Source organism: Streptomyces sp. NPDC046881, from assembly GCF_040645015.1.
GTDB lineage: Bacteria > Actinomycetota > Actinomycetes > Streptomycetales > Streptomycetaceae > Streptomyces.
Window position 1 is genome coordinate 51096 of record NZ_JBEYXJ010000031.1, and the last position, 26553, is coordinate 77648.

Consider the following 26553-nt stretch of genomic DNA (forward strand, 5'->3'; position numbering starts at 1 on the left):
GTCCGAGGCGCCGGTGCGGCAGGGGGCGCCCGGGGCCTACGCCGACATCGGGCGCTGCACCTTGATCGACTGGAGCAGGCCCACCGCGACCCATACCGCGAACATCGACGAGCCGCCGTACGACACGAACGGCAGGGGCAGGCCCGTGACCGGCATGATGCCGAGGGTCATGCCGATGTTCTCGAAGGCCTGGAAGGCGAACCAGGCGACGATCCCGGCGGCGACGGTCGTCCCGTACAGCTCGGTGGAGTCACGCGCTATCCGGCAGGCGCGCCACAGGACGACGCCGAGCAGGAAGATGATGAAGCCCGCGCCGACGAAGCCCAGCTCCTCCCCCGCGACCGTGAACACGAAGTCCGTCTGCTGCTCGGGCACGAACTGGCCGGTGGTCTGCGAGCCGTGGAAGAGTCCGGCTCCGGTGAGCCCGCCGGAGCCGATGGCGATGCGGGCCTGGTTGGTGTTGTAGCCGACGCCGGCCGGGTCCAGGTCCGGGTTGGCGAAGGCGGCGAACCGGTTGATCTGGTAGTCGTCCAGGATGTGCAGCTGCCAGATCGCGATGCAGCCGATCACACCGGCGATGAGCAGGCCGAAGACCCAGCGGTTGGAGGCGCCGGAGGCGAGCAGCACGCCCAGGATGATCGCCACCATGGCCAGCACCGAACCGAGGTCGGGCATGAGCAGCAGGATCAGGATGGGTACGGCGGCCAGGCACAGGGACTGGAACACGGTCCGGTGGTCGGGGTACGGCTTGTCGCCCGCGTCCACCCGGGCGGCCAGCATCATGGCCATGCCCAGGATGATCGTGACCTTGAGGAATTCGGCGGGCTGGAGCGAGAAGCCGCCGATGACCAGCCAGTTGCGCTGGCCGTTGATCGTGGCGCCGAGCGGGGTGAGGACCACCAGGGCGAGGAGCACGGACAGGCCGTAGAGGATCGGCACGGCGTTGCGCAGGGCGCGGTGGCCGAGCCAGACCGTGCCGATCATCAGGGCGATCCCGATGCCGAGGTTCATCAGGTGCCGGACCAGGAAGAAGTACGGGTCGCCCTGGTTCAGCTCGGTGCGGTTGCGGGTCGCCGAGTACACCAGCAGCGAGCCCAGCAGGGACAGGGCGGTGGCCGCGAACAGGATCGGCCAGTCCAGCCGGCGGGCGAGCGAGTCGCGGGCGAAGATCCTGGTCCAGCCGGCCCGCTCGGGGCCGTACCCGGAGACGGAGAAGCTGTTCGCGCCGGTCATGAGGGCATCCTCCGGCTCCCCCGCCTGCGCGGCCGCCTGCGGGTGTCGCGGTTGCCCGTGGTGGGCGAGGGTGTGGTCCCCGCGGGCTGTTGGTCGTCGCCGTTGGTGGGGTTGTTCTTCTGGGCGGCCTCGGCGTCCTTCGCCGGGTCGCCGGTGACCTTGGGGGCGGCGATGGTGCCGTCGGTGCGGACCTTGGGCAGGCCCTTCTGCGGTTCGGGCAGCAGCGCCTTCTTGTGGTCGATGGAGCCGTCGCCCTGGACGCCGTAGAGCGCGCTGTAGATGTTGCGCACGGCCTCACCGGAGGCTCCGGAACCCGTACCGGCCTGGGCGATCGTCATGATCACCGTGTAGTCCTCGGAGTAGGTGGCCAGCCAGGACGTGGTCTGCTTGCCGTAGACCTCGGCCGTACCGGTCTTGGCGTGCAGCGGGATCTTGTTCTGCGGCCAGCCGCCGAACTTCCAGGCCGCGGTACCGCGGGTGATGACGCCGGCGAAGGCGTCGTTCATGCCGCGCAGGGTGGCCTGGCTGACCGGGAGTTTCCCGCGCTTGGTCGGCTTGATCTCCTGCACGCTCTTGCCGTCGGCACTGATGATCGCCTTGCCGATGGTCGGCTGGTACATCGTGCCGCCGTTGGCGACGGCGCCGTAGATCACGGCCTCCTGAATCGGCGTGACGAGCGTGTCACCCTGGCCGATGGAGTAGTTGATCGAGTCACCCTCGCGCATCTTGTTGCCTTCGAGGCAGTTCTCGTAGGCGATCTTCTCGACGTAGGAGCCGTCCTTCTTGCCGGTCTTGCACCAGGCGTCCTTGTTGGCCTTCCAGTAGTTCAGCTTCCACTGGCGGTCGGGGACGCGGCCGGTGACCTCGTTGGGCAGGTCGATGCCGGTCTCCTTGCCGAGGCCGAACTGGTGGGCGGCCTTGTAGAAGTAGTCCTTCGGCTGGCCCTTCTTGGGGTTGATGCCGCCGTCCTTCTTCCACTCCTTGTCGGCCAGGTAGTAGAAGACGGTGTCGCAGGAGACCTCCAGGGCGCGGCCCAGCGGGATCGGGCCGAAGCTCTCGCCCTCGAAGTTCTTGAAGACCTGGCCGCCCACCGAGTAGGAGCTGGTGCAGGGGTAGCGGCCGTCGAAGTCGTAGCCGGCCTCGACCGCGGCGGCCGTGGAGACCACCTTGAAGGTCGAGCCGGGTGCGGCCTGGCCCTGTATGGCCCGGTTGAGCAGGGGGTAGTCGGAGTCCTTGCCGGTGAGGGCCTTGTAGTCCTTGGCGGAGATGCCGCCGACCCAGACGTTCGGGTCGTACGTCGGCGCGGAGGCCATGGCGACGATCCGGCCGGTCTTGGCCTCCATCACGACGACGGCGCCGGAGTCGGCCTTGTAGTTGGTGCCGGTGATCTTGTCGAACTGCTGGCGGGCGGCCTTCATCGCCTTGTCCAGTTCGTACTCGGCGACCCGCTGGACGCGGGAGTCGATGCTGGTGACCAGGTTGGAACCGGGCTCGGCCGCGTCCGACTTGGCCTTGCCGATGACCCGGCCGAGGTTGTCGACCTCGTAGCGGGTGACGCCGGCCTTGCCGCGCAGCATCCTGTCGTAGGTCCGCTCCAGGCCGGAGCGGCCGACCATGTCGGAGCGCAGGTAGGGCGAGTCGGTGTCCTTGGCCTTCTGGATCTCGTCGTCGGTGACGGGCGAGAGGTAGCCGAGGACCTGCGCGGTGTTGGACTTGCCGGGGCCCGGGTAGCGGCGGACGGCCTCGGGTTCGGCGGTGATGCCGGGGAAGTCCTCGGAGCGCTCGCGGATCTGCAGGGCCTGCTTGGCCGTGGCCTCGTCGGTGATGGGGATCGGCTGGTAGGGCGAGCCGTTCCAGCAGGGCTGGGGGGTCTTGGCGTCGCACAGCCGGACCTTCTGCATGACCTCCTGGGGGCTCATGCCGAGGACGCCGGCCAGCTTGGTGAGGACGGCCTTGCCGTCGTCCTTCTGCTTCAGCAGGTCGGTGCGGGAGGCGGAGACGACCAGGCGGGTCTCGTTGTCCGCGAGGGGCACACCGCGGGCGTCCAGGATGTCGCCGCGCACGGCGGGGTCGACGACCTGCTGGACGTGGTTGCCGGAGGCCTCCTTCTGGTACTCGGCGCCCTCGCGGATCTGCAGGTACCACAGGCGGCCGCCGAGTGTGCCGAGGAGGGAGAGGACGAGGATCTGGATCACGACGAGCCGGGTCTGGACGCGTGGGGTCCGACCGGTCTCGGGGATGTTGGTCACTGCGGCTGTCTCCCCCTCTCAGTGTGCGGACGTCTGGGCGCGGCGGGCGTCCGTGCGAACCGCCTGTGCGCGTACGAATGATGAACGACCAGCCTGTGAACCCGCGTTCCGGGAAAGCTGACCCGTTCGGGTGAACTCGCCGAGGTGGAACTCGCCGCCGCTCACAGCCGCTTGACCCCCTTGATGCGGCCGACCTTGGCGGAGCGGGTGCGTGCCTTGGCCTTCAGTGCGCCGAGGCCGCCGCGCTGGCTGCCGATGCGCAGTCCGGTGCCGGAGGAGAGCCAGCCGGAGGAGATGTCCCCGGCCTTGGCGGCGGGCCCGCTCTCGGTGAGCGGGTCGTTGTCGGAGCGGCGGGCCAGCCACATCACGCCGGGCACCACGAACGGGGCGAGCAGCAGGTCGTACAGGGCGGCCGAGAACAGCAGCCCGGGCAGGCCGACATGGCGGGCGGCGGTGTCGCCGACCAGGGCGCCCACCCCGGCGTAGAGCAGGGTGGAGCCGATGGCGGCGGCGACCACGACGGCCATGGGGCCGGTCGCCGACTTCAGCCGGCCGTTCTCCGGGCGGACGAGCCCGGCGAGGTAGCCGATGACGCACAGCACGAGCGCGTACCGGCCGGCCGCGTGGTCGGCAGGCGGGGCCAGGTCGGCGAGCAGGCCGGCGCCGAAGCCGACGAGGGCGCCGCCGACATGGCCGTACACCATGGCCAGGCCGAGGACGGTGAGCAGCAGCAGGTCGGGGACGGCACCGGGCAGGTGCAGCCGGGCGAGGACGCTCACCTGGATGACCAGGGCCACGACGACCAGCGCGGTGGAGAGCAGGATCCGGTTGACACGCATGGGATTCGGCTCCTACTGCTCTTCGTCGGTGGCGGGGGCGTCGGCCGACGGGGTGACCGTGACGGTCACCGTCGGTGTCGGGACCGGTTTCGGCCGGGCCGGGAGCACGGTGTCCCGCGGGTCCTTCTCCGGCGCCTGCACGACCACGCCGACGATGTCGAGCTTGGTGAAGCTGACGTACGGGGTGACGTAGAGGGTGCGGGTCAGGCCGCCGCCGGACGGGTCCACGCGGGAGACCACGCCGACCGGGACGCCGGGCACGAACGGCTTGTCGGCCTGCGAGCCGAACGTGACGAGCCGGTCGCCCTTCTTCACCTCCGCCTTGCCGTTGAGCAGTTCCACGCGCAGCGGGCGGTCGCCCTGGCCGGAGGCGAAGCCCAGTTCGTCGCCCGCCTCCATGCGGGTGCCGACGGTGAAGTCGGGGTCGTTGGCCAGCAGCACGGTGGAGGTGCCGGGGCCGACGGTGGTGACCCGGCCGACCAGGCCGTCGCCGTTGAGGACGGTCATGTCCCGCCGGATGCCGTCGTCGGCGCCGGCGTCGATGGTGATGGTCCAGGAGAAGCCCTGGGCCGAGCCGATGGCGATGACCTGGGCGCCCTTGATGCCGTACTGCCCCTCGCCGGCGATCTTCAGCAGCTTGTCCAGCTGCTTGAGGCGGCTGCGGTTGCGGTCGTCGCTGCCGAGCTTGGCCTTGAGGGCCGCGTTCTCCTTCTCCAGCGCGGCGAGCCGGTCGTGCCGGCTGCCGGAGTCACGGACCGCGGAGACGGCGTTGCCGACCGGGTCGACCGCGGAGGACAGCCCGTCCTCGACCGGGCCGAACACCGCCGCGGCGGCGTGCCGGGCACCGTCGACCGGGGAGTTCCGGCCTCCCCGGATGTCCACCGTGATCAGCGCGAACGCGATGGCGACCAGCAGGACCAGGAGCAGCCGGCTCTCTTTCGTGTCCCTCACGTGCGGCGGCCGTGCCCTTCCTCAAGTAGGAATTCGTCGGACCCCTGGGGACGCGCGTGCTGCGGCGCGACCCAAGTGGCCCATGTGCGGGAGCTTATGCCTCTATGTCAACGATCCGCCGCACGAGAGGAGAACGTCTCGTACGGCGGAATCGCTGCGTCGCGTCATCTGCGCGGCTGGGCGTCCAGGACCTGCTGCAGCGCCTCGAACTCCTCGACGCACTTGCCGGAACCGAGCGCGACGCTGTCCAGCGGGTCCTCGGCGATGTGGATCGGCATGCCGGTCTCCCGCCGCAGCCGCTCGTCGAGCCCGCGCAGCAGGGCGCCGCCGCCGGTCAGAACGATTCCCCGGTCCATGATGTCGCCGGACAGCTCCGGCGGGCACTTGTCGAGGGTGGTCTTCACCGCGTCCACGATCGCGTTGACCGGTTCCTCGATCGCCTTGCGGACCTCGGCCGCCGAGATGACGACGGTCTTCGGCAGCCCGGACACCAGGTCCCGGCCGCGCACTTCGGTGTGCTCGTCGGTGTCGAGGTCGTACGCCGAACCGATCGTGATCTTGATCTGCTCGGCCGTGCGCTCACCCAGCAGGAGGCTGTACTCCTTCTTGATGTACTGGATGATCGCGTTGTCCAGTTCGTCTCCGGCGACGCGGATGGACTGGGCGGTGACGATGCCGCCGAGCGAGATGACCGCGACCTCGGTGGTGCCGCCGCCGATGTCCACCACCATGTTGCCGGTGGCCTCGTGGACCGGCAGACCGGAGCCGATGGCGGCGGCCATGGGCTCCTCGATGATGTGCACCTGGCGGGCGCCTGCCTGGGAGGACGCCTCGATGACCGCGCGGCGCTCGACGCCCGTGATACCGGAGGGCACACAGACGACGACCCGCGGCCGGGCCAGATACCGCCGCTTGTGGATCTTCAGGATGAAGTAGCGGAGCATCCGCTCGGTGATCTCGAAGTCGGCGATCACGCCGTCCTTCAGCGGGCGGACGGCCACGATGTTGCCCGGCGTCCGGCCGATCATCTTCTTCGCTTCGGCACCGACCGCGAGGATCCCACCCGTGTTGGTGTTGATCGCCACGACGGACGGCTCGTTCAGTACGATCCCGCGACCCCTGACGTACACCAGCGTGTTGGCGGTCCCGAGGTCGACAGCCATGTCACGGCCGATGAACGACATTGAGTTCCCCATCCGGATTCATCTGGCCTTCCTGCGCTTTTGAGGGCATGTCAGGTCGGCGAGGCGGGTGCTGTGACGTGAAGGCTTCCATCGTAAACGCGCCTGCACGAACACTGCGCGAGGGTCTCCGCCATTGTCACCAGATGGCGTGCCGCCCCGCTTGTGGAGACGGGCGTTCGGGGACGCTCGTTCCCTCGATCGCCGGTACTCATGCCGGAAAGACCGAGGTCCGGGGGCACTCCCCCGAACCCTCCGCCGCGGCCGTGGGCGTTACGCGCGGCCCGGGAAGAAGATCTTCACCTCGCGCTCGGCGGACTCCTCGGAGTCGGAGGCGTGGATCAGGTTCTCGCGCACGATCACGCCGTAGTCGCCGCGGATCGAACCGGGCGCGGCGGCGATCGGGTCGGTGGGGCCGGCCAGCGCGCGCACGCCCTCGATGACCCGCTCGCCCTCGACGATCATGGCCACGACCGGGCCGGAGGACATGAACTCCACCAGCGGCTCGTAGAACGGCTTGCCCTTGTGCTCGCCGTAGTGCTGCTCCAGCGTGTCCTGGTCCAGGGTGCGCAGCTCCAGCGCGGTGATCTGCCAGCCGGCCTTGCGCTCGATACGGCTGATGATCTCGCCGGTCAGGCCTCGACGGACGGCGTCGGGCTTGAGGAGGACGAGGGTGCGCTGGCTCACGGGGGGCTCCTTACACGACTTGCGGGTGCGGTGGGACGAGGTTACAGGGCGTGTCGGGGCCCTTGTTACGCAGCGTCAGCCGTGGAGGAGGAGGACTGGGCCTGGGCGGCGAATCTCGCCTTCGCCTCGTCCACCTTTCGCCCGAAGTGCACCGACGCCCACCACAGCGCCGCGAACACCGCACCCATGAAGTACATGGTCGGGACGAAGACGCCGGAGGCGATCAGGGCGATCTGCAGGGCCCAGCCGAGGGCCACCCCGCCGGGCCGGGTCACCATGCCGCACAGCAGCACGCACAGCAGCATGGCGATGCCGCTGACCAGCCACACCGTGGACGTGGACAGGTCCGGGTCCTTCATGGCGACGAGCCCGGCGAAACCGATGACGAAGAACTCGCCGATCAGGGTCGATGCACAGAGCGTACGCATCCTCGACTCTCAGCCCCTTCCCAGCAGCAGCCGGGCCTCGCCGACCGTGATGACCGAACCGGTGACCAGCACACCGCCGCCGGCGAACTCGCCCTCCTCCTCGGCCAGCGTGATCGCGGCCTCCAGGGCGTCCGGCAGCCGCGGCTCGACCTGCACCCGCTCGTCGCCGAACACCTCGACGGCGATCGCGGCCAGCTCGTCGGCGTCCATGGCGCGATGGCTGGAGTTCTGCGTGACGACGACCTCGGCGAAGATCGGCTCGAAGGCCTCCAGCACCCCGCGCACGTTCTTGTCGCCGCTCGCGCCGACGACCCCGATCAGCCGGGTGAAGTCGAACGCCTCCCGCACGGCCTCCGCGGTGGCCTCCGCGCCCGCCGGGTTGTGCGCGGCGTCCAGGACGACGGTGGGAGAGCGCCGTACGACCTCCAGCCGCCCCGGGGACGACACGGCCGCGAAGGCCTTGCGCACGGTGTCGATGTCCAGCGGCTCCGCGCGCTGCGCGCCCACGCCGAAGAACGCCTCCACGGCGGCGAGCGCGACGGCCGCGTTGTGCGCCTGGTGTCCGCCGTGCAGCGGCAGGTAGACCTCGGGGTACTCGCCGCCGAGGCCGCGCAGCGTGAGCAGCTGCCCGCCGACGGCGACCTGCCGGGCGACGACACCGAACTCCAGGCCCTCGCGGGCCACGGTCGCGTCCACCTCGACGGCCTTCTTCAGCAGCACCTGCGCCGCGTCCACCGGCTGCTGGGCCAGGATGACGGTGGCGTCCTGCTTGATGATGCCGCTCTTCTCGCCGGCGATCTCCGCGGGCGTCTCGCCGAGCCGGTCGGTGTGGTCCAGGTCGATGGGGGTCACGACGGCGACGTCACCGTCGATCACGTTCGTGGCGTCCCAGGAGCCGCCCATGCCGACCTCGACGACGGCGACGTCCACGGGGGCGTCCGCGAAGGCCGCGTAGGCCATGCCGGTGAGCACCTCGAAGAAGGACAGCCGGTACTCCTGCTGTCCGTCGACCATCTCGACGTACGGCTTGATGTCCTGGTACGTCTCGACGAACCGCTCGGCGGAGATCGGGGCGCCGTCCAGGCTGATCCGCTCGGTGATCGACTGCACGTGCGGGCTGGTGTAGCGGCCGGTGCGCAGCTCGAAGGCGCCGAGCAGGGCCTCGATCATGCGGGCGGTGGAGGTCTTGCCGTTCGTGCCCGTGATGTGGATCGAGGGGTATGAGCGCTGGGGCTCGCCCAGCACGTCCATGAGCGCGGAGATCCTGCTGACCGAGGGCTCCAGCTTCGTCTCGCCCCAGCGGGTGGCCAGCTCCGCCTCGACCTCGCGCAGGGCCTTGTCGACCTCCGGGTCCTCCGGGCGCCCGGGGATGTCGGCCTGCGGCGGTCCGCCCTGCGTGCGCAGGGTGCGGCTGCCGGCCTCGATCACCGCGAGGTCGGGGTCGCGGGTGGTCTCCGCCTCGATGATCTCTTCGAAGCTGTCGAGGGGGTCGGGCTGGTCGTTGCCGGGGATTTCGCTCACGAGGCCAGTTTACGGAGCGGGTGCCCGCGGCGCGGCGCCGGTATGGGATGGCTTGCCCGGTCGGGCGACCGCGGGCCGCCATGGGCTGGTCGCGCCCCTGCGGCGGAGCCGCGTATCGGTGCAGCCCCGCGCTCCCGACGGGGCACGCCGAAGGCCCCGGTGCCGTGCGCACCGGGGCCTTCGGCCGCGTACAACCGGCTACGCCTGCGGCAGGCGGTCCAGCTGGGCGGTGATGCGGGTGATGTCCTCCTCGGCCTTGGCCAGGCGCGTGCGGATCTTGTCCACCACGTTGTCCGGGGCCTTCGCCAGGAACGCCTCGTTGCCGAGCTTGGCGGTGGCCTGGGCCTTCTCCTTCTCCGCGGCGGCCAGGTCCTTCGCGAGGCGCTTGCGCTCCGCGGCGACGTCGATCGTGCCGGAGAGGTCGAGGGCCACCTCGGCGCCCGCCACCGGCAGGGTGGCCGTGGCGGTGAAGGAGTCGCCCTCGGGCTGGAGCCGGAGCAGCTGGCGGATGGCCGCCTCGTGCGGGGCGAGGGCCGTGCCGTCGAGCGTCAGGCGGGCCGGAACCCGCTGGCCCGGCTGGAGGCCCTGGTCGGCGCGGAAGCGGCGGACCTCGGTGATGACCGACTGGAGCGTGGAGATCTCCTGCTCGGCCGCCTGGTCGCGGAAGCCGCTGTCGGTCGGCCAGTCGGCGATGACGATCGACTCGCCGCCGGTCAGGGTGGTCCAGAGGGTCTCCGTGACGAACGGGACCACCGGGTGCAGCAGCTTGAGGGTGACGTCGAGGACCTCGCCGAGGACCCGCTTGGAAACCTCGGCCGGCTCGCCGCCCGCCTGGAAGACCGTCTTGGACAGCTCGACGTACCAGTCGAAGACCTCGTCCCACGCGAAGTGGAAGAGGGCGTCGGAGAGCTTGGCGAACTGGAAGTCGTCGTAGTACGCGTCGACCTCGGCGACCACCGAGTTGAGCCGGGACAGGATCCAGCGGTCGGTCGCCGACATCGTCGCCGGGTCCGGCAGCGGGCCCTCGACCGTGGCGCCGTTCATCAGCGCGAAGCGGGTCGCGTTCCAGATCTTGTTGGCGAAGTTGCGCGAGCCCTGGACCCAGTCCTCGCCGATCGGGACGTCGACGCCCGGGTTGGCGCCGCGGGCCAGGGTGAAGCGCAGGGCGTCGGAGCCGTACTTGTCCATCCAGTCCAGCGGGTTGACCGCGTTGCCGAAGGACTTCGACATCTTCTTGCCGAACTGGTCGCGGACCATGCCGTGCAGGGCGATGGTGTGGAACGGCGGGGTGCCGTCCATCGCGTACAGGCCGAACATCATCATCCGGGCGACCCAGAAGAAGAGGATGTCGTAGCCGGTGACCAGGACGGAGTTCGGGTAGAACTTCGCGAGCGACTCGGTCCGCTCGGGCCAGCCGAGGGTGGAGAACGGCCACAGGCCCGAGGAGAACCAGGTGTCGAGGACGTCGGTGTCCTGGTGCCAGCCCTCGCCGGCCGGCGGCTCCTCGTCGGGGCCGACGCAGACGACCTCGCCGTTCGGGCCGTACCAGACGGGGATGCGGTGCCCCCACCACAGCTGGCGCGAGATGCACCAGTCGTGGAGGTTGTCGACCCAGTCGAAGTACCGCTTCTCCATCTCCTGCGGGTGGATCTTGACCTTGCCGTCGCGGACGGCGTCACCGGCGGCCTTCGCCAGCGGGCCGACCTTGACCCACCACTGCATGGACAGCCGCGGCTCGATGGTGGTCTTGCAACGCGAGCAGTGGCCGACGGAGTGGACGTACGGCCGCTTCTCGGCGACGATCCGGCCCTCGGCGCGCAGCGCGGCGACGATCGCCGAGCGGGCCTCCAGGCGGTCCATGCCCTGGAAGGGACCGTGGACGGTGATGACGGCGTGCTCGTCCATCACGGTGATGGACGGCAGGTCGTGGCGCTGGCCGATCTCGAAGTCGTTCGGGTCGTGGGCCGGGGTGACCTTGACGGCGCCGGTGCCGAACTCGGGGTCGACGTGGGTGTCCGCGACGACCGGGATGGAGCGTTCGGTGAGCGGCAGGCGGATGAGCTTGCCGACGAGGTGCTTGTAGCGCTCGTCGTCGGGGTGGACGGCGACGGCGGTGTCACCGAGCATCGTCTCGGCGCGGGTGGTGGCGACGACGATCGACTCGTCCCCGTCGCCGTAGCGCATGGAGACCAGCTCGCCGTCGTCGTCCTGGTACTCGACCTCGATGTCCGAGATCGCCGTCAGACAGCGCGGACACCAGTTGATGATGCGCTCGGCGCGGTAGATCAGCTCGTCGTCGTAGAGCTTCTTGAAGATGGTCTGGACGGCCTGGGACAGGCCCTCGTCCATGGTGAAGCGCTCACGCGACCAGGCGACACCGTCACCGAGGCGGCGCATCTGACCGGAGATCTGCCCGCCGGACTCGGCCTTCCACTGCCAGACCCGCTCGACGAAGGCCTCCCGGCCCAGGTCGTGCCGGGACTTGCCCTCCTTGCCGAGCTCGCGCTCGACCACGTTCTGCGTGGCGATGCCAGCGTGGTCCATGCCGGGCTGCCACAGCGTCTCGTAGCCCTGCATGCGCTTGCGGCGGGTCAGGGCGTCGATGAGGGTGTGCTCGAAGGCGTGCCCGAGGTGCAGGCTGCCCGTGACGTTCGGCGGCGGGATGACGATCGTGTACGGCGGCTTGTCGCTCTTCGCGTCCGCCTCGAAGTAACCGCGCTCTACCCAGCGCTCGTACAGCGGCCCCTCTACATCGGCCGGCGCGTACTGGGTCGGCAGTTCGGTGTCGGGCGCGGGTGGCTGCTGCTGAGCGTTCTCGGTCACGGGGGTCAGTTTAGAGGTGTCACGGGGTGGTCCCGAAACGCGTTTGTTCTGTAACGGTGCGACCCCCGGTGCCGTGCGTTTCCCGGGCCTGGGCCAGGATGTCAGGAACACATAAGGCATTTGGAGGGGAAGCCGAGAATGAGCAACAACCAGCCGGGCCCGTACGGCCAGCAGCCCCCGCAGCCGGGGCAGCCGGGTCCTTACGGCCAGCCGGGGCAGCCGGGCCAGCCGGGCCCCTACGGCCAGCAGCCGCAGGCTCCGCAGCCCGGCTACGGCTACCCCCAGCAGGCCCCGCCGCCGGCCCAGCCGGGGTACGGCTACCCGCAGCAGGGCGCGCCCCAGCAGCCCGGCCCGTACGGGCAGCAGCCGAACCCTTACGGCCAGCAGCAGCCGTACGGCACGCCGCAGGCTCCGCAGCCGGCCGGGGGGAAGAAGAAGACGGGTCTGATCATCGGCGGGGTGGCCGTGGTGGCCGCCGTGGCGGTGGGCGCGTACTTCGCCTTCAGCGGCGGCAGCGGCAGCAGTGTCGCGGACGACGGCCCGCACAAGCTGACCACTCCGGCGACGGTGCTGTCCGAGTACAAGAAGACGGACGGCAAGGGCGACACGATGTCGGAGAAGGATCTGAAGGACGCCGAGAAGTGGGGCGTGCACGATCCGAAGGACGTCAGCGCGCAGTACCAGTCGGGTGACGAGGACAACCCGCTGAGCAAGAAGATGATCCAGTTCGGCGGTGTGTACGGCAAGATCGACGACCCCGAGAAGGCCGTCGACGCGATGTTCGCCTACTTCAAGACCGAGTCCCAGAAGGACGGCGACAGCGAAGCCTCCCTGAAGGGTGAGCCGAAGGCGTACGAGCCGGCCGGGCTCGACGGCGCGGTCCTCAAGTGCCAGCAGGCCAGCGCCCCCACCGGTGCGAGCAGCGGCGGCCCGAAGGGCGTGACGCTCACGATCTGCGTCTGGGGTGACCACAGCACCCTCGGCCTGGTCATGCCGATGGACATCGCCAACCTCGCCGCGGGCCGCAGCAGCGACCCGGCGACGGACGCCGAACTGACCGCGAAGTTCCGCGCGCAGGTCCGCGTCAAGGCCTGACGCGTTCGCCACCCACGGCGAAGGGGGCCCCGGTCGGTCGACCGGGGCCCCCTTCGTACGTCGTCTGCGCCTACGCCGTCTTCTGCTCCCCCGAGCCCCGGCCCCGGGCGTCCCGGGGGATCAGGGTCGGGTTGACGTTGGAGAGGACCACGTCGGCGGTGATGACCACGCGGGCGACGTCCTTGCGGGACGGGACCTCGTACATCACGCCCTGGAGGACCTCCTCCATGATGGCGCGCAGGCCGCGGGCGCCGGTCTGGCGGAGGATGGCCTGGTCGGCGATGGCCTCCAGGGCCTCGCGCTCGAAGTCCAGCTCCACGCCGTCGAGTTCGAAGAGGCGCTGGTACTGCTTGACCAGGGCGTTGCGGGGCTCGACCAGGATCTTGAGCAGGGCCTCGCGGTCCAGGTTGTGGACGCTCGTGATCACGGGCAGGCGGCCGATGAACTCGGGGATCATGCCGAACTTGACGAGGTCCTCCGGCATGACGTCCTCGAAGACGTCCTTGGCCTCCAGCTCGCGCTTGGACAGGATCGTCGCGCCGAAGCCGATGCCCTTGGCGCCGGCCCGGGCCTCGATGATCTTCTCCAGGCCCGCGAAGGCACCGCCCACGATGAACAGGACGTTCGTCGTGTCGATCTGGATGAACTCCTGGTGCGGGTGCTTGCGGCCGCCCTGGGGCGGGACCGAGGCCGTGGTCCCCTCCAGGATCTTCAGCAGGGCCTGCTGCACGCCCTCGCCCGAGACGTCACGGGTGATCGACGGGTTCTCGCTCTTGCGGGCGACCTTGTCGATCTCGTCGATGTAGATGATCCCGGTCTCGGCCTTCTTGACGTCGTAGTCCGCCGCCTGGATCAGCTTCAGCAGGATGTTCTCGACGTCCTCGCCGACGTACCCCGCCTCGGTCAGCGCCGTCGCGTCGGCGATCGCGAACGGGACGTTCAGCATCCGCGCCAGCGTCTGCGCCAGCAGCGTCTTGCCGGAGCCCGTGGGGCCGAGCAGCAGGATGTTGGACTTCGCCAGCTCGATGGCGTCGTCACGGCCGCTCGCGCCGCCGTTCTCGCCCGCCTGGACCCGCTTGTAGTGGTTGTACACCGCGACGGAGAGCGCCTTCTTGGCGGCCTCCTGGCCGACCACGTAGCCCTCGAGGAACTCGTAGATCTCGCGGGGCTTGGGCAGCTCCTCCCAGCGCACCTCGCTGGTCTCCGCGAGCTCCTCCTCGATGATCTCGTTGCAGAGATCGATGCACTCGTCGCAGATGTACACACCGGGCCCTGCGATGAGCTTCTTGACCTGCTTCTGGCTCTTGCCGCAAAACGAGCACTTGAGCAGATCGCCGCCGTCACCGATGCGTGCCACGGTGTGCTTCCCCTTCGCCTGGGAGACGCCTGGACGCTATGAGTCCAGCGGCTCCTGGTGCTGCCTTATGTCCGACGGTACCTTGCCGGGCCCGGTGTTCGGGCCCCCCTTGGCAGGGTTCACTTTGACGTGCACCGTGCCAAGAGGGGCCGGACGTGCATGGTTCCGCTGTCAGCGGACCGCGCTGTTGTTCAGCTTGCGGGTGGAGATGATCTGGTCGACGAGGCCGTACTCCAGCGCCTCCTCGGCCGTGAGGATCTTGTCGCGCTCGATGTCCTCGCGGACCTTCTCGAGCGGCCGGTTCGAGTGCTTGGCCAGCATGTTCTCCAGCTGCTCACGCATCCGGGTGAACTCGTTGGCGATGATCTCCAGGTCGGAGAGCTGGCCGCGGCCGGTGGAGCCCGCCGGCTGGTGGATCAGCACGCGGGAGTTCGGCAGCGCCATGCGCTTGCCGGGCGTACCGGCGGCGAGCAGGATGGCCGCGGCGGAGGCCGCCTGGCCCATGCAGACCGTCTGGATGTCGGGCTTCACGAACTGCATCGTGTCGTAGATCGCCGTGAGGGCGGTCATGTCGCCACCGGGGCTGTTGATGTAGATCGAGATGTCCCGGTCGGGGTCCATCGACTCCAGGCACAGCAGCTGCGCCATGACGTCGTTGGCGGAGGCGTCGTCGATCTGGACGCCCAGGAAGATCACGCGCTCCTCGAAGAGCTTCGCGTACGGGTCGTACTCGCGGATGCCCTGGGAGGTGCGCTCGACGAAGCGCGGGATGACGTAGCGGCTGTCGGGGCGGGGCCCTTCGTACATGCCGCTGGCGGCGCCGGGGAAGTTGCTCATGGGGTTCACCGTCCTGGTGGCGTTCGGGGGGCTGGTGTCTCGGCGGTGCGTGGCGTGGCCGGGCCGGTCAGGCACCGGTGCCGCCGCCTCCCGGAACACCCGAGGCGTGCGTGATGATCTCGTCAATGAGACCGTACTCCTTGGCCTCTTCCGGGGTGAACCAGCGGTCGCGGTCGCCGTCGCGGATGATGGTCTCGACCGTCTGGCCGGAGTGCCGCGCGGTCAGCTCCGACATGCGCTTCTTGGTGCGCATCAGGTACTCGGCCTGGATCTTGATGTCCGAGACCGTACCGCCGAGGCCCGCGGAGCCCTGGTGCATCATGATGTCGGCGTGGGGCAGCGCGAAGCGCTTGCCGGCGGTGCCGCCGGTGAGCAGGAACTGGCCCATCGAGGCGGCCATGCCCATGGCGATGGTGACCACGTCGTTCGGGATGTACTGCATGGTGTCGTAGATCGCCATGCCGGCCGTCACCGAACCGCCCGGGCTGTTGATGTAGAGGTAGATGTCCTTGTTCGGATCGGCGGCGAGGAGCAGCATCTGCGCGGTGATCTTGTTGGCGATGTCGTCGTCAACCTGCTGGCCGAGGAAGATGATCCGCTCGCCGAGCAGCCGGTTGTAGACCTGGTCGCCGAGGCCACCACCGATGGAAGGCTCGCCGGCGGCGGAGGGCATCAGATTCGTCACGTATCCACCTGCTCGTCTTACGACGGCGCCGGGCCGTCTCAGTTCTGCTTGTTCTGCCTTTCATGGACCCTAACGCGAGGGCCCCTTCGGGGAATCCCGGGAATGGGGGTGTTCGCCGGGGGCGTAGCGCTCCGCCGGGGGGCCGGGTGCGGCGCCCCCCGGGGCCGGTCGCGGCCCCCGGTACGCGAACGGGCCCCGGGGACAGTCCCCAGGGCCCGCTGTACGCGCCTTACCGGCGCCGTGGGGCTGCTCAGCCCTCGGCGTTCTCCTCGGAGGTCTCCGACGCCTCGGCGGCCTCGGTCTCCTCCTCCTCGTCGTCCAGGTTGACGACCTCGCCGTTGGTGTCCTTCACCGTGGCGGCCTCGACCACGACGGCCAGGGCCTTGCCGCGGGCGACCTCGCCGACCAGGAGCGGCACCTGGCCGCCCTCGACGACGGCCTGGGCGAACTGGTCGGGGGACATGCCGGAGGAGGCCGCACGCCGCATGAGGTGCTCGGTGAGCTCCTCCTGGTTGACGTTGAGGTTCTCCTTCTTGACCAGCTCGTCGAGGACGAACTGGGTCTTGATGCCCTTGACCGCGGCCTCGCGGGTCTCGGTCTCGAACTCCTCGGCGGTCTTGCCCTGGATCTCCAGGTACTTGTCGAGGGTGAGGCCCATCTGGCCGAGCTGGTGGTGCTCCAGGTTGTGCTTGCGGGTGTTGATCTCGTCCTCGAGCAGCTTCTCGGGGACCGGGACCTCGACCAGCTCGAGCAGCTTCTCCAGGACGCGCTCCTGGGCCTGGGTGGCCTGGTCGAACTGCTTCATGTTCGCGAGGCGCTTGCGGCTGTCCGCCTTGAGCTCCTCGAGGGTGTCGAACTCGGAGGCGAGCTGCGCGAACTCGTCGTCCAGCTCGGGCAGTTCACGGGCTGCGACCTGGGTGACCTTGACGGTGACCTCGGCCTCCTTGCCCGCGGCGGAGCCGCCCTTCAGCTCGGAGGTGAAGGTGGCCTCCTCACCGGCGGACAGGCCCTTCACGGCGTCGTCGATACCGTCCAGCAGCTCACCGGAGCCGATGGTGTACGAGACACCGTTGGCGATGCCGTCCTCCAGCACCTCGCCGTCGACCTTGGCCTGCAGGTCGATGGTGACGACGTCGCCGTCCTCGGCGGCACGCTCGACCGGGGAGGTGGAGGCGAAGCGCTCGCGCAGCTGCTCGACCGACTTCTCCACGTCCTCGTCGGTGACCTCGACGGCGTCGACCTCGACCTCGATGCCCGAGTAGTCCGGGATCTCGAGGGCCGGGCGGACGTCGACCTCGGCGGTGAAGTTCAGCGTCTCGCCGTCCTTCAGCTCGGTGATGTCGACGTCGGGCTGGCCCAGCGGGCTCAGCTCGGCCTCGTTGACCGCCTCGGTGTAGAACTTCGGCAGCGCGTCGTTGACGGCCTCCTCCAGCACCGCACCGCGGCCGAACCGCTGGTCGATCACGCGGGCCGGGATCTTGCCCTTGCGGAAGCCCTTCACCGTGACCTGCTGGTTGATCTTCTTGTACGCCGCGTCGAGGCTGTCCTTGAGCTCCTCGAAGGGCACCTCGACAGTGAGCCGAACCCGGGTCGGGTTCAGGGTCTCCACGGCGCTCTTCACGGTTCGGTCTCCTTGTGGCTGACTTCTCGGGTTCTGCCGGAGCCTGACGGGCCCGGCGGATTTCGCCGCCCGGAGGAGTTCGGGCCGTGAGGGCCGGGACACACGGGCGCGCAGCTTGCATAGTAACCGCAGCCGGTCAGCGCCCCAAAAGGCGATCATCGTGACGTCATGACCCGGTGGTCGGGGTGGCGGGATTTGAACCCACGGCCTTCCGCTCCCAAAGCGGACGCGCTACCAAGCTGCGCCACACCCCGTCTGGTGCGACACGTAGGGTACATGCCCGGACCGGATCCGTCGGCCGCATTCTCCGAGGCGGGACGCGTGGTGCCGGCGTGGTCGGATTCGTTGGCCTCGGCGGCGGGCGACCCGCTACGATGCCTTCAGTGCCGCGGTCACCGACCTGCGGCGCAGTGTTGCGGGCGTAGCTCAATGGTAGAGCCCTAGTCTTCCAAACTAGCTACGCGGGTTCGATTCCCGTCGCCCGCTCTGTGTGCCGAAGGCCCAGGTAAGAGGTTGATCTCCTCTTCCTGGGCCTTCGGCCGTTCCGGGGTCCCTGTCCCCCGCGTGCACGCTCGCGCGGAGCGCCCCGCAGCGCGTGGCTGCGGGGCGTGTCCTGGTGGGGTTCAGTCGACCGTCTTCCCGTCCTGCGTGCCGCCCCTGCAGGTTCCGGTTCCGGGCACGGACGGGTTGCTCCAATCGACCGTTCCGCCGCCCTGCGTGCACTCACCCGGGGTGAGGCTCTCGGCACTGGCGGGGGCAGCGCCTGCGATGCCGAGTCCGGCGAGGGCCGCCGTGGCGATGACGGCGGCGAGGATTCGTCGAATGCGCATGTGGTTCGCCTTTCACGGATTGCCTCGGTTGGGACGCTATTCAGCTTGATGTTCATCCATGTGGGCGACACCTCATGTTGGGCCGTTCGGGTGACATTGCTTCTTCAACGGTGCGGGTTCCCGGGCCGTTGGCGTGTCACAGGCCGTTGACGTCGACGCTGTAGACGGCGCGCATGCCGTAGGGGACGTAGAGGGCGTCGCCGGACAGGACGGGGGCGGCCGCGGTGTTGCCGGAGCCGCTGTTGTCGCTGTCGTCGCGGCCGGGGAGCGTGCCGGTGACCTTGCCGGTGCGCAGGTCGAGGGCGGCCAGCCGGCCGGTGGGCGAGGCCAGGTAGAGCCGGGTGGCGGAGGCGGTGGGCGGGCCGGGCTGCTCGACGGTGGAGTTGCTCTGCCACAGCTCGCGGCCGGTCAGCGGGTCGATCGCGCGGACGCTGCCGCTGGTGAGGGTGAGGTAGACGGTGCCGCGGACGAGGTGGGCGCCGGACGCGTTGCGCGGGGTGGCCAGCCGGACGGTGGTCAGGATGTGCGAGGAGGCGTCGACCAGGGTCAGGCCGGTCAGCTTGTCCATGAGCGGGTCGGCGCCCAGCACCAGGTGGCCGCGGGTCTGGCCGAACAGGTACCGCGTGCCCTCGACGGTGACCGTCCAGCGGCTGCGGCCGGTGGCCGGGTCGAGCTGGGCGAGCGTGGTGCGCGACCGGTCGGTGTCCTCGTCGACGTGCCGGCAGGTCAGGTACGGCTGTCCGCCGGCGCCGCTCAGCTGGCATTCGCCGCTGGTGGCGGTGAGGCTCTCGGGCAGCCGGTGGCGCCAGCGGACCTTGCCGTGCGCGGCGTCCAGGAGGGCGTAGGAGTCGGAGCCGTTGCCGATGGTGGTGATGATCCCGGCCGGGGTGGCGACGGCGCCGGCGGTGTCGGGTCCGAGGCCGTTCGTGTTGGCGGAGACGACCGTCCGCCAGATCTGCTTCCCGGTGGCCGGGTCCAGGGCCTGCACGGTGTACGTGGTCCGGCTCTCCGTGTCCTCGCCGCTGTTCTTGATGTCGCGGTCGTCGGCGCCGTAGACGTAGACGGCGCCGGGGCGGGTGCCGATGATCGTGCCGCCGCCGCTGCTCCTGACCTCGGAGGGGGTGGGGTCCATCGGCTTGGTCCAGACGTTGCGGCCGTCGGCGAGGGAGAACCGGGCGGCCATGATGCCGTCGCCGGCGCACAGCAGCGCCCGGTCCGCCAGGGCGCAGCGGCTGAAGGGTCCGCCCGGGCCCGTCGTGTCCGGGTTCCCGGCCATGGGGTCCGCGGCCTGCCGGTGCCAGGCGTGCCAGCCGGCCGGCAGCTCGTGCGGCTCGTTCCCGCCGGCCCGGGCGAGCACGGTGGTGGTGGCGGCCACGGCGGCCAGTGCGGCGGTGGCGGCCACGGCGGCGGGCCACCAGCGGCGGCGCCGGCGCGGCGGTGCGGGCTCGCTGTCCGGCGGCGCGGGCTCGGGGCGCGGGTCGGGCAGCCGGCCCTCGCGGAGCAGGTGCAGCAGCTCGTCGGGGTCGGGCCGGGACTTTGGGTGCTTCTCCAGGCAGAGGCGGACGAAGGGGAGCAGGTCGTCGGGGACGCCGGCCAGCTCGGGGGTGCCCTCGACGACGCGGGTCGCGGTCTCCCAGGGGTTCGCGCTGTCGAAGGGGCCGTGGCGGGTGGCGGCGTACACGAGGACGGCGCCGAGGGAGAAGATGTCGGTGGCCGGGCCGACCTCGTGCGGCGAGGTGAACTGCTCGGGGGACATGAAGGGCGGGGTGCCCATCACGCGGCCGGTCTGGGTGAGGGCGTCCATGCCGGCGGTCTCGGCGGCGCGCGAGATGCCGAAGTCGATGACCCGGGGGCCGTCGTCGGCGAGCATGACGTTGGCCGGTTTCAGGTCCCGGTGGACCACTCCCGCGCGGTGGATGTCGCGCAGTGCCTCGGCGAGGCCGGCGGCGAGGTCGCGCAGCCGGTCCGGCGGGAGCGGGCCGTGCCGGCGGACGTGGGTGCCGAGGTCCTCGCCGGGGATGTAGAGGGTGGCCATCCAGGGGCTCGGCGCGTCGGCGTCCGCGTCCACCACGGGGGCCGTGAAGGCGCCGCTGACCTGGCGGGCTGCGGCCACCTCGCGGCGGAACCGGGTGCGGAACTCGTCGTCGTCGGCGTACTGGCCGTGGACCACCTTGACGGCGAGCCGGCGGCCGGAGGCGGAGCGGGCGAGGTAGACCACGCCCATGCCGCCGCTGCCGAGGCGGTCCTCGATCCGGTAGCCGCCCACCTCCGCCGGGTCCGAGTCGCGCAGCGCCATTCCCGTACGTACCCCCGTTGTTTCAGTGGTGCGGCCCGACCGGGCCCGCCGGGTCGCACCGGCACACCACCGGCACCCCGTCGGCTCCCCGCCGGAACGGCGCCGGTCCCCGCCCCGGTCAGAACCTGATCGAGTTGATGGACTCCGCTATCGAGTTCAGGAAGCGATTGATCGATGGTGCCATGCCGGTCGAGGCCAGGAAGAAACCGAAGAGGATCGCGACGATGGCGGGTCCGGCCTTGATGTTCCCCCCTCGGATCAACACCACCAGGATGATCGCCAACAGCAGCACCACGGACAGTGAAATGGCCACAACTGATCACACACCCTCGGTCGGTCCGCTCTCCCGGCCCGGAGGTACGGCCCGCGCACCCCCGCCAGAACCATCGTGCCACCAACCCGGCCGCCCTATGCGGCCCATGACACAACGTCGGTGGCGGGTCCCGGTGCGGGCGATACGCCGCACAGTAATTCGACAGGGTCCGCATGCCCGACTCACCGCGGAATTACGCGAGTTGGTTTCTGTGCCCACACATCACGTGCGCAAGTAATTCGAATTGATGGCACAGAGAAGAGGTATGCCCCAATTAGTCAGGATGAATCGGGACATCGAGGGTGAACTGACGACCCGTACGTGCCCGTCATCACGTGCACAAGAGAGGCACGTTCGGGAAATGAGCGGGTACCCGGAGGCGATAAGCAGGAATGACTGCGGGAGTTTTACGAAATCCCGCAGACGACGCTAGGGTGCCTCAGATGTTTGACGCCGCCTCGTCCCCCGGCCAGAACCGCAGACCGCTCCCCCCGGCACAGCAGCCGGCGGACGGGGTGCCCGCTCCGCGTACCCCGACGAGTGCGCGGGAACCGCGGCCGAAGGCGGACAGACCCGGCAAACAGCGCGACTCCTTCTTCGACAACGCCAAGTACCTGGCCATCGTCCTGGTCGCGATGGGGCACTCGTGGGAGCCGCTGAAGGGCGACAGCCGCATCCTGGAGGGTGTGTACACCGTCGTGTACGCCTTCCACATGCCGGCGTTCATCATCATCTCCGGCTTCTTCTCGCGCAGCTTCGACATGCGGCCGGACCGGCTGAAGCGGCTGATCACCGGTGTCGTCGTGCCGTACGTCCTGTTCGAGACGGCGTACCCGCTCTTCAAGAACGCCGTCACCGGCTCGCACGAGGACATCAGCCTCCTCGATCCCTGGTATCTCACCTGGTTCCTGGTCGCCCTGTTCGTCTGGCGGCTGACCACGCCCGTCTGGAAGCTGGTGCGCTGGCCGCTGCCGGTGGCCCTCGGCATCGCCATGCTGGCGACCGTCAGCCCGAACATCGGTGACGACCTCGATCTGCAGCGGGTCCTGCAGTTCCTGCCGTACTTCGTGCTGGGCCTGTGCATGAAGCAGGAGCACTTCCACCTGGTGCGCCGGCGCTGGGTGCGGATCATGTCGGTGCCGGTGTTCGCGGCGGCGCTGGCGGTCGGCTGGTGGGCGGTGCCGCGCATGAACACCGGGTGGTTCTACCACCGGGACTCGGCGCAGGAACTGGGCGCGCCGTGGTGGTGCGGGCCGGTGATGGCGCTCGCCCTGATGGGCTGCTCGCTGGTGCTGACGGCCTGCTTCTTCGCCTGGGTGCCGCGCCGGCGGATGTGGTTCACGGCGCTCGGCGCGGGCACGCTCTACGGCTACCTGCTGCACGGCTTCCTGGTGAAGTTCGGCGACTACCGGGGCTGGTTCGAGCACCCGTGGCTGCACCGGCCGCTCGGCGAGATCCTGGTGACCCTGCTGGCGGGGGCCGCCGTCACGGTGCTGTGCACCGGGCCGGTGCGGCGCGTGTTCCGGTTCGCGATGGAGCCGAGGATGGAGTGGGCGTTCCGGCAGGACGCGGCCGAGCTGGCCCGCGAGCGGCAGAAGCCGCGGGAGACGGCCGGGGTCTAGCCGGTTCCTCCGGGTCGCCCTTCACAGACCGAGGAGTGCGCGCATGCGGGCGTACTTCTCGGTCAGTCGTTTCCGGGTCGGCTCGTCCAGGACGGCGAGGCGGTCCGGGTCGGCGTTGTGCGCGAGGTCGGCCTCCTTCACCAGCGGGGCGCCCGGGGTGGTGAGGATCCGGCGCGCGTACGCCTCCGGTGCCTCGCCGGGGCGCTTGGTGAGGGCGTCCACGATGGCCTTGGTGCGGGGGGTCAGGGCGGCGGCGGCCAGCCAGTCGCGGGTGAGGGCGTCGTCCTCGACGGAGTCGTGCAGCCAGGCCGCCGCGATCTGCTCCGCGTCGCCGCCGCGTGCGCGGACGCCTGCGGCGACGGCGGCGAGGTGCTCGGCGTACGGCCGCCCCGCCTTGTCGGTCTGGCCCTCGTGGGCGGCGCGGGCGACGGCCTCCACCTCGGCGAGTGTGAGAGGGGTCATGGGGGCAGTGTCTCTCACGGGGTGCGGGGCGGGCGTCCGGGTCAGCGGGGGTTCGAAGCGGGTTCGCGGCAGATGAGCAGGAGGGCCCGGTCGTCGTTGACGTCCTTCGCCACCGCCTCGATGAGGTGCCAGGCGGCGCCGTGGAAGCCGCCGGAGACGTAGCGGTCGGCCTCGCCCGTGAGGCGGTCGATGCCCTCGACGATGTCGCGGTCGGAGGTCTCCACCAGGCCGTCCGTGAAGAGCATCAGCACGTCGCCGGGGCGCAGGGAGCCCTTCACGGGGTCGAACTGGGCGCCGTCGTACACCCCGAGCAGCGGGCCCTCGGCGGCCTTCTCCTCCCAGCGTCCGCTGCCCGCGCTCAGCTGGAGCCCCGGCGGATGGCCGGCGGAGTACAGCTCGTAGTCGCCGGAGTCCAGGTCGAGGACCAGGTGGATGGAGGTGGCGAAGCCTTCGTCCCAGTCCTGGCGCAGCAGGTAGCCGTTGGCGGCGGGGAGGAAGGCGTGCGGGGGCAGGGAGCCCAGCAGGCCGCCGAAGGCGCCCGAGAGCAGCAGGGCCCGCGAACCCGCGTCCATGCCCTTGCCGGACACGTCCGTGAGGACGACCTCCAGGGTGCGGCCGCCGTTCGTACGGGCCGCGACCACGAAGTCGCCGGAGAACGACTGGCCGCCGGCCGGCCGCAGCGCCATCTCGTGGTGCCAGCCCCGCGGCAGCTTCGGCAGCTTGCTCTGCACCCGGATCCGCTCGCGCAGGTCGAACAGCATGGTGCCGCCGCGCCGCCAGGGCACGCCGACCCGGCTGCGGAACTGCGCGGTCAGCAGCCCGAAGAAGCCGCACGCGGCGACCACCAGGACGATGCCCGGGGTGACCCGGGAGGGGCCCTCGGTGTACGGGCCGAGCCGTACCGACTCCACGATCAGCGCGGTGGCCGCCGCCGCGTACAGGCCCAGCAGGCTCGCCGGGCGCAGCAGCAGGCCGCCGGCGACGATCGGCAGCACCAGGGTGGCCGGGGAGCACCACACCGAGTCCAGGAGGGTCATGGCCGCGAGGAGCGGTACGGTCAGCAGCAGTCCGGCGAAGGCGATCCAGTCCGAGCCGTCCCCGCGGAAGTAGTCGACGGCGCTTCTGCGCAGGCCGACGCGGACCCGGTGCCACTGCTTCTTCCACCGGGCCGTGAACGTCTCGGCCTTCGCGCGCCGCTGTCGTCCTGCTGCCATTAGTCCGGGACCCTATCCAGCCGACCGGCTGCTTGGCACGGGAGGTCCCACTTGTCCCCCTGTGAGATTCCGCTTCGCCGTCCGTGCGCCGGGTCCGCCGCCGGGTCCGCCGGGCTCGGGGCGGGGAGAAATTCGGTGGCTGGTCCCGCTTCGCCCTGATAGGCATGGCCCATGGGGACTGACCACGGAACCGAGTTGAAGCCGCTGCGCCCGGAGGAGTTCGACCGGTGGTGGGACCACCTGATCCGGGCCTTCGGCGGCGGGCCGGCCTCGGCCGAGGAACGCGAACTGGACCGGTCCGTCACCGAGTTCGACCGCTCCCTGGGCGTCTGGGACGGGGACACGCTCGTCGGTACGGGCGGGGCCTTCAGCTTTCGGATGACCGTGCCGGGCGGCGCGGTGGTGCCCACGGCCGGGGTGACGATGATCAGCGTGGCCGCGACGCACCGGCGGCGCGGGGTGCTGACGTCCATGATGCGGCGGCTGCTGGACGACGCGCGCGCCAAGGGCGAGCCGCTGGCCGCGCTGTTCGCCTCCGAGCCCGCGATCTACGGCCGTTTCGGGTACGGCACGGCGACCTTCCAGCTCGGCGCCGAGATCGACACCGGCCGTGTCACCCTGGCGCTGCCGGAGGGCACCGACGAGGTGCGCGTGCGCTACGCGCCGCCCGCCGACGTCCTCGCGGAGTGCGAGGCGGTGTACGCGGCCCTGCTGCCCCGCCGTCCGGGCATGCTGGCGCGGCAGCCCGGCTGGGAGCGGGCCGCGCTGGTCGACCCGGAGAGCGAGCGGCAGGGGGCGTCGGCGCTGCAGTGCGTGGTCGCCGAGCGGGACGGCGAGGTCACCGGGTACGCGCGCTTCCGCACCAAGATGGGCTGGGGGCCGAGCGGTCACGACGGCACGGTGACCCTGGAGGACCTGGCCGCCCTCGATCCGGCGAGCGAGGCCGCGCTGTGGCGCTTCCTGTTCGGCATCGACCTGATGACGACGCTGAAGGTGCGGGCCCGGCCGGTCGACGACGCCTGGCAGCACCTGGTCTCCGACCTCCGCCGCTGTCTGCCGCAGCAGCGGGACGCCGGGTACGTGCGTCTCGTGGACGTCGGAGCGGCCCTGTCGGCCCGTACGTACCTCGCGCCCGTGGACGTCGTGTTCGAGGTGGAGGACGCCTTCTGCCCCTGGAACGCGGGGCGGTGGCGGCTGACGGGCGACGCGAAGGGCGCGTCCTGCGAGCGTACGGCCGACGCGGCCGACGTCGCCCTGTCGGTGCGGGAGTTGGGCGCGGCCTATCTGGGCGGGGTGAGCCTGCTGTCGCTGGCGGCGGCCGGGCGGGTCCGGGAGCTCCGGCCGGGGGCGCTGACGGAGGCATCGGTGGCCTTCGGCTCACCGGTGGCTCCCTGGTTCCCGCACGGCTTCTAGGGTCTGTGGATCAGCGCTGCTGGCAGCCGGGGCACCAGAAGAGGTTGCGGGCGGCGAGGCCGGCGGTGCGGATCCCGCTGCCGCAGACGTGGCAGGGCAGGGTGGCGCGGCGGTAGACGTAGACCTCGCCGCCGTGGTCGTCCACGCGGGGCGGGCGGCCCATCGCCTCCGGGGTGTGCTCGGGGCGGACGGTGTCGATCCGGTTGTTCCGCACGCCCTCCCGCATGAGGTCCACCAGGTCGGCCCAGATGGCGTCCCACTCGGCCGGGGTGATGTCCCGGCCGGGGCGGTAGGGGTCGATGCCGTGCCGGAAGAGGACCTCGGCGCGGTAGACGTTGCCGACACCGGCGACGATCTTCTGGTCCATGAGCAGGGCGGCGATCGTCGTACGGCTGCGGGAGATCCTCCGGTACGCCGTGCCCGGGTCGGCGTCCTCGCGGAGCGGGTCGGGGCCGAGGCGGTCGTGGATCGCCTGCTTCTCGGCGTCCGTGATCAGGGCGCAGGTGGTGGGGCCGCGCAGGTCGACGTACGACGTGCCGGTCGCGAGCCGGAGCCGGACGGTGTCGGTGGGCGGCGGTGCCGGGGCGGCACCGAAGCCGACCTTGCCGAAGAGGCCGAGGTGGATGTGGATCCAGTCGGCGTCCCGGAAGCCCAGGAAGAGGTGCTTGCCGTGGGCTTCGGTGGCGGTCAGCTCGGTACGGTCCAGGAGGGCGGCGGCGTCGGAGAACTTGCCCTGGGGGCTGGTGACGCGGGGGGCCGTGCCGAGGAAGTGCTCGGCGTAGTCCCGGGCCAGCCGGTGGATCGTGTGCCCTTCCGGCACGGCGGGGGTGTCCTTTCGGTTCTCCGCCCGTCCGCCCCCCCCGGGCGGGTGGGGGGGGGTGTTGTGGGTTGGGTCT

Annotated in this window: 22 protein-coding genes and 2 tRNA genes; 4 read left to right on the plus strand and 20 right to left on the minus strand. The window is 70.4% G+C overall.

All coding sequences use genetic code 11. The annotated features are described in order from the left end of the window. Positions 1–36: 36 nt before the first annotated feature. The 9 genes from rodA to ABZ923_RS17575 form a co-directional block, all read right to left on the minus strand. Entirely contained in the window at positions 37–1233 is a 1197-nt protein-coding gene (rodA, locus tag ABZ923_RS17535) for a rod shape-determining protein RodA (protein WP_361471978.1), read from the minus strand. Then, positions 1230–3482, minus strand: coding sequence for a penicillin-binding protein 2 (mrdA, locus tag ABZ923_RS17540; RefSeq protein WP_361471980.1), 2253 nt, complete (start codon positions 3480–3482; stop codon positions 1230–1232). The genes rodA and mrdA overlap by 4 nt, the downstream gene beginning before the upstream one ends. Before the next feature lie 161 nt (positions 3483–3643). Next, entirely contained in the window at positions 3644–4321 is a 678-nt protein-coding gene (mreD, locus tag ABZ923_RS17545) for a rod shape-determining protein MreD (RefSeq protein ID WP_358644574.1), read from the minus strand. 12 nt (positions 4322–4333) lie between these two features. Further along, on the minus strand, positions 4334–5272 hold the full coding sequence (gene mreC / locus ABZ923_RS17550; protein ID WP_361471984.1) for a rod shape-determining protein MreC: 939 nt from the start codon (positions 5270–5272) through the stop codon (positions 4334–4336). A 164-nt stretch (positions 5273–5436) separates the two neighbouring features. Beyond that, positions 5437–6456, minus strand: coding sequence for a rod shape-determining protein (locus tag ABZ923_RS17555; protein WP_014672705.1), 1020 nt, complete (start codon positions 6454–6456; stop codon positions 5437–5439). 270 nt (positions 6457–6726) lie between these two features. Beyond that, a complete protein-coding gene (ndk, locus tag ABZ923_RS17560; RefSeq protein ID WP_059249537.1) occupies positions 6727–7140 on the minus strand; it encodes a nucleoside-diphosphate kinase in 414 nt (137 codons plus the stop codon). A 65-nt stretch (positions 7141–7205) separates the two neighbouring features. Beyond that, a complete protein-coding gene (locus ABZ923_RS17565; protein WP_361471987.1) occupies positions 7206–7568 on the minus strand; it encodes a DUF4233 domain-containing protein in 363 nt (120 codons plus the stop codon). A gap of 9 nt (positions 7569–7577) precedes the next feature. Then, complete coding sequence (locus ABZ923_RS17570; protein ID WP_361471990.1) at positions 7578–9089, minus strand: folylpolyglutamate synthase/dihydrofolate synthase family protein; 1512 nt, start codon at positions 9087–9089, stop codon at positions 7578–7580. Positions 9090–9287: 198 nt separating this feature from the next. Further along, positions 9288–11912, minus strand: coding sequence for a valine--tRNA ligase (locus tag ABZ923_RS17575; protein ID WP_361471993.1), 2625 nt, complete (start codon positions 11910–11912; stop codon positions 9288–9290). Positions 11913–12050: 138 nt separating this feature from the next. On the opposite strand from ABZ923_RS17575, the gene ABZ923_RS17580 reads away from it, so the two are divergent. Further along, positions 12051–13007: a hypothetical protein gene (locus ABZ923_RS17580; RefSeq protein WP_361471995.1), complete on the plus strand. Its 957-nt coding sequence runs from the start codon at positions 12051–12053 to the stop codon at positions 13005–13007. A gap of 70 nt (positions 13008–13077) precedes the next feature. On the opposite strand, the gene clpX is transcribed toward ABZ923_RS17580, so the two are convergent. From clpX to ABZ923_RS17605, 5 genes are all read right to left on the minus strand, one after another. Further along, positions 13078–14364, minus strand: coding sequence for an ATP-dependent Clp protease ATP-binding subunit ClpX (gene clpX / locus ABZ923_RS17585; RefSeq protein WP_014672712.1), 1287 nt, complete (start codon positions 14362–14364; stop codon positions 13078–13080). Positions 14365–14535: 171 nt separating this feature from the next. Then, entirely contained in the window at positions 14536–15201 is a 666-nt protein-coding gene (locus ABZ923_RS17590; protein WP_053710263.1) for an ATP-dependent Clp protease proteolytic subunit, read from the minus strand. A 67-nt stretch (positions 15202–15268) separates the two neighbouring features. After that, a complete protein-coding gene (locus ABZ923_RS17595) occupies positions 15269–15874 on the minus strand; it encodes an ATP-dependent Clp protease proteolytic subunit (RefSeq protein WP_361472038.1) in 606 nt (201 codons plus the stop codon). A 262-nt stretch (positions 15875–16136) separates the two neighbouring features. Beyond that, a complete protein-coding gene (gene tig / locus ABZ923_RS17600; RefSeq protein ID WP_361471999.1) occupies positions 16137–17507 on the minus strand; it encodes a trigger factor in 1371 nt (456 codons plus the stop codon). A gap of 177 nt (positions 17508–17684) precedes the next feature. Beyond that, a tRNA-Pro gene (locus ABZ923_RS17605) sits at positions 17685–17761 on the minus strand. 161 nt (positions 17762–17922) lie between these two features. On the opposite strand from ABZ923_RS17605, the gene ABZ923_RS17610 reads away from it, so the two are divergent. Further along, positions 17923–17993, plus strand: a tRNA-Gly gene (locus ABZ923_RS17610). A gap of 137 nt (positions 17994–18130) precedes the next feature. On the opposite strand, the gene ABZ923_RS17615 is transcribed toward ABZ923_RS17610, so the two are convergent. The 3 genes from ABZ923_RS17615 to ABZ923_RS17625 form a co-directional block, all read right to left on the minus strand. Next, on the minus strand, positions 18131–18337 hold the full coding sequence (locus ABZ923_RS17615; protein ID WP_361472002.1) for a hypothetical protein: 207 nt from the start codon (positions 18335–18337) through the stop codon (positions 18131–18133). A gap of 136 nt (positions 18338–18473) precedes the next feature. Beyond that, positions 18474–20633: a PQQ-binding-like beta-propeller repeat protein gene (locus ABZ923_RS17620; protein WP_361472005.1), complete on the minus strand. Its 2160-nt coding sequence runs from the start codon at positions 20631–20633 to the stop codon at positions 18474–18476. A 118-nt stretch (positions 20634–20751) separates the two neighbouring features. Then, complete coding sequence (locus ABZ923_RS17625; RefSeq protein ID WP_030648672.1) at positions 20752–20946, minus strand: hypothetical protein; 195 nt, start codon at positions 20944–20946, stop codon at positions 20752–20754. 443 nt (positions 20947–21389) lie between these two features. On the opposite strand from ABZ923_RS17625, the gene ABZ923_RS17630 reads away from it, so the two are divergent. Beyond that, positions 21390–22568: an acyltransferase family protein gene (locus ABZ923_RS17630; RefSeq protein WP_361472008.1), complete on the plus strand. Its 1179-nt coding sequence runs from the start codon at positions 21390–21392 to the stop codon at positions 22566–22568. 21 nt (positions 22569–22589) lie between these two features. On the opposite strand, the gene ABZ923_RS17635 is transcribed toward ABZ923_RS17630, so the two are convergent. Beyond that, complete coding sequence (locus ABZ923_RS17635; RefSeq protein WP_361472011.1) at positions 22590–23030, minus strand: HD domain-containing protein; 441 nt, start codon at positions 23028–23030, stop codon at positions 22590–22592. Between the two features lie 41 nt (positions 23031–23071). Continuing rightward, entirely contained in the window at positions 23072–24244 is a 1173-nt protein-coding gene (locus ABZ923_RS17640; RefSeq protein WP_361472014.1) for a PP2C family protein-serine/threonine phosphatase, read from the minus strand. Between the two features lie 171 nt (positions 24245–24415). Here ABZ923_RS17640 and ABZ923_RS17645 point away from each other — a divergent pair, with 171 nt between their 5' ends. Continuing rightward, entirely contained in the window at positions 24416–25657 is a 1242-nt protein-coding gene (locus ABZ923_RS17645; protein WP_361472017.1) for a GNAT family N-acetyltransferase, read from the plus strand. A gap of 10 nt (positions 25658–25667) precedes the next feature. On the opposite strand, the gene ABZ923_RS17650 is transcribed toward ABZ923_RS17645, so the two are convergent. Next, positions 25668–26477: a DNA-formamidopyrimidine glycosylase family protein gene (locus ABZ923_RS17650; RefSeq protein ID WP_361472020.1), complete on the minus strand. Its 810-nt coding sequence runs from the start codon at positions 26475–26477 to the stop codon at positions 25668–25670. Positions 26478–26553: the final 76 nt, after the last annotated feature.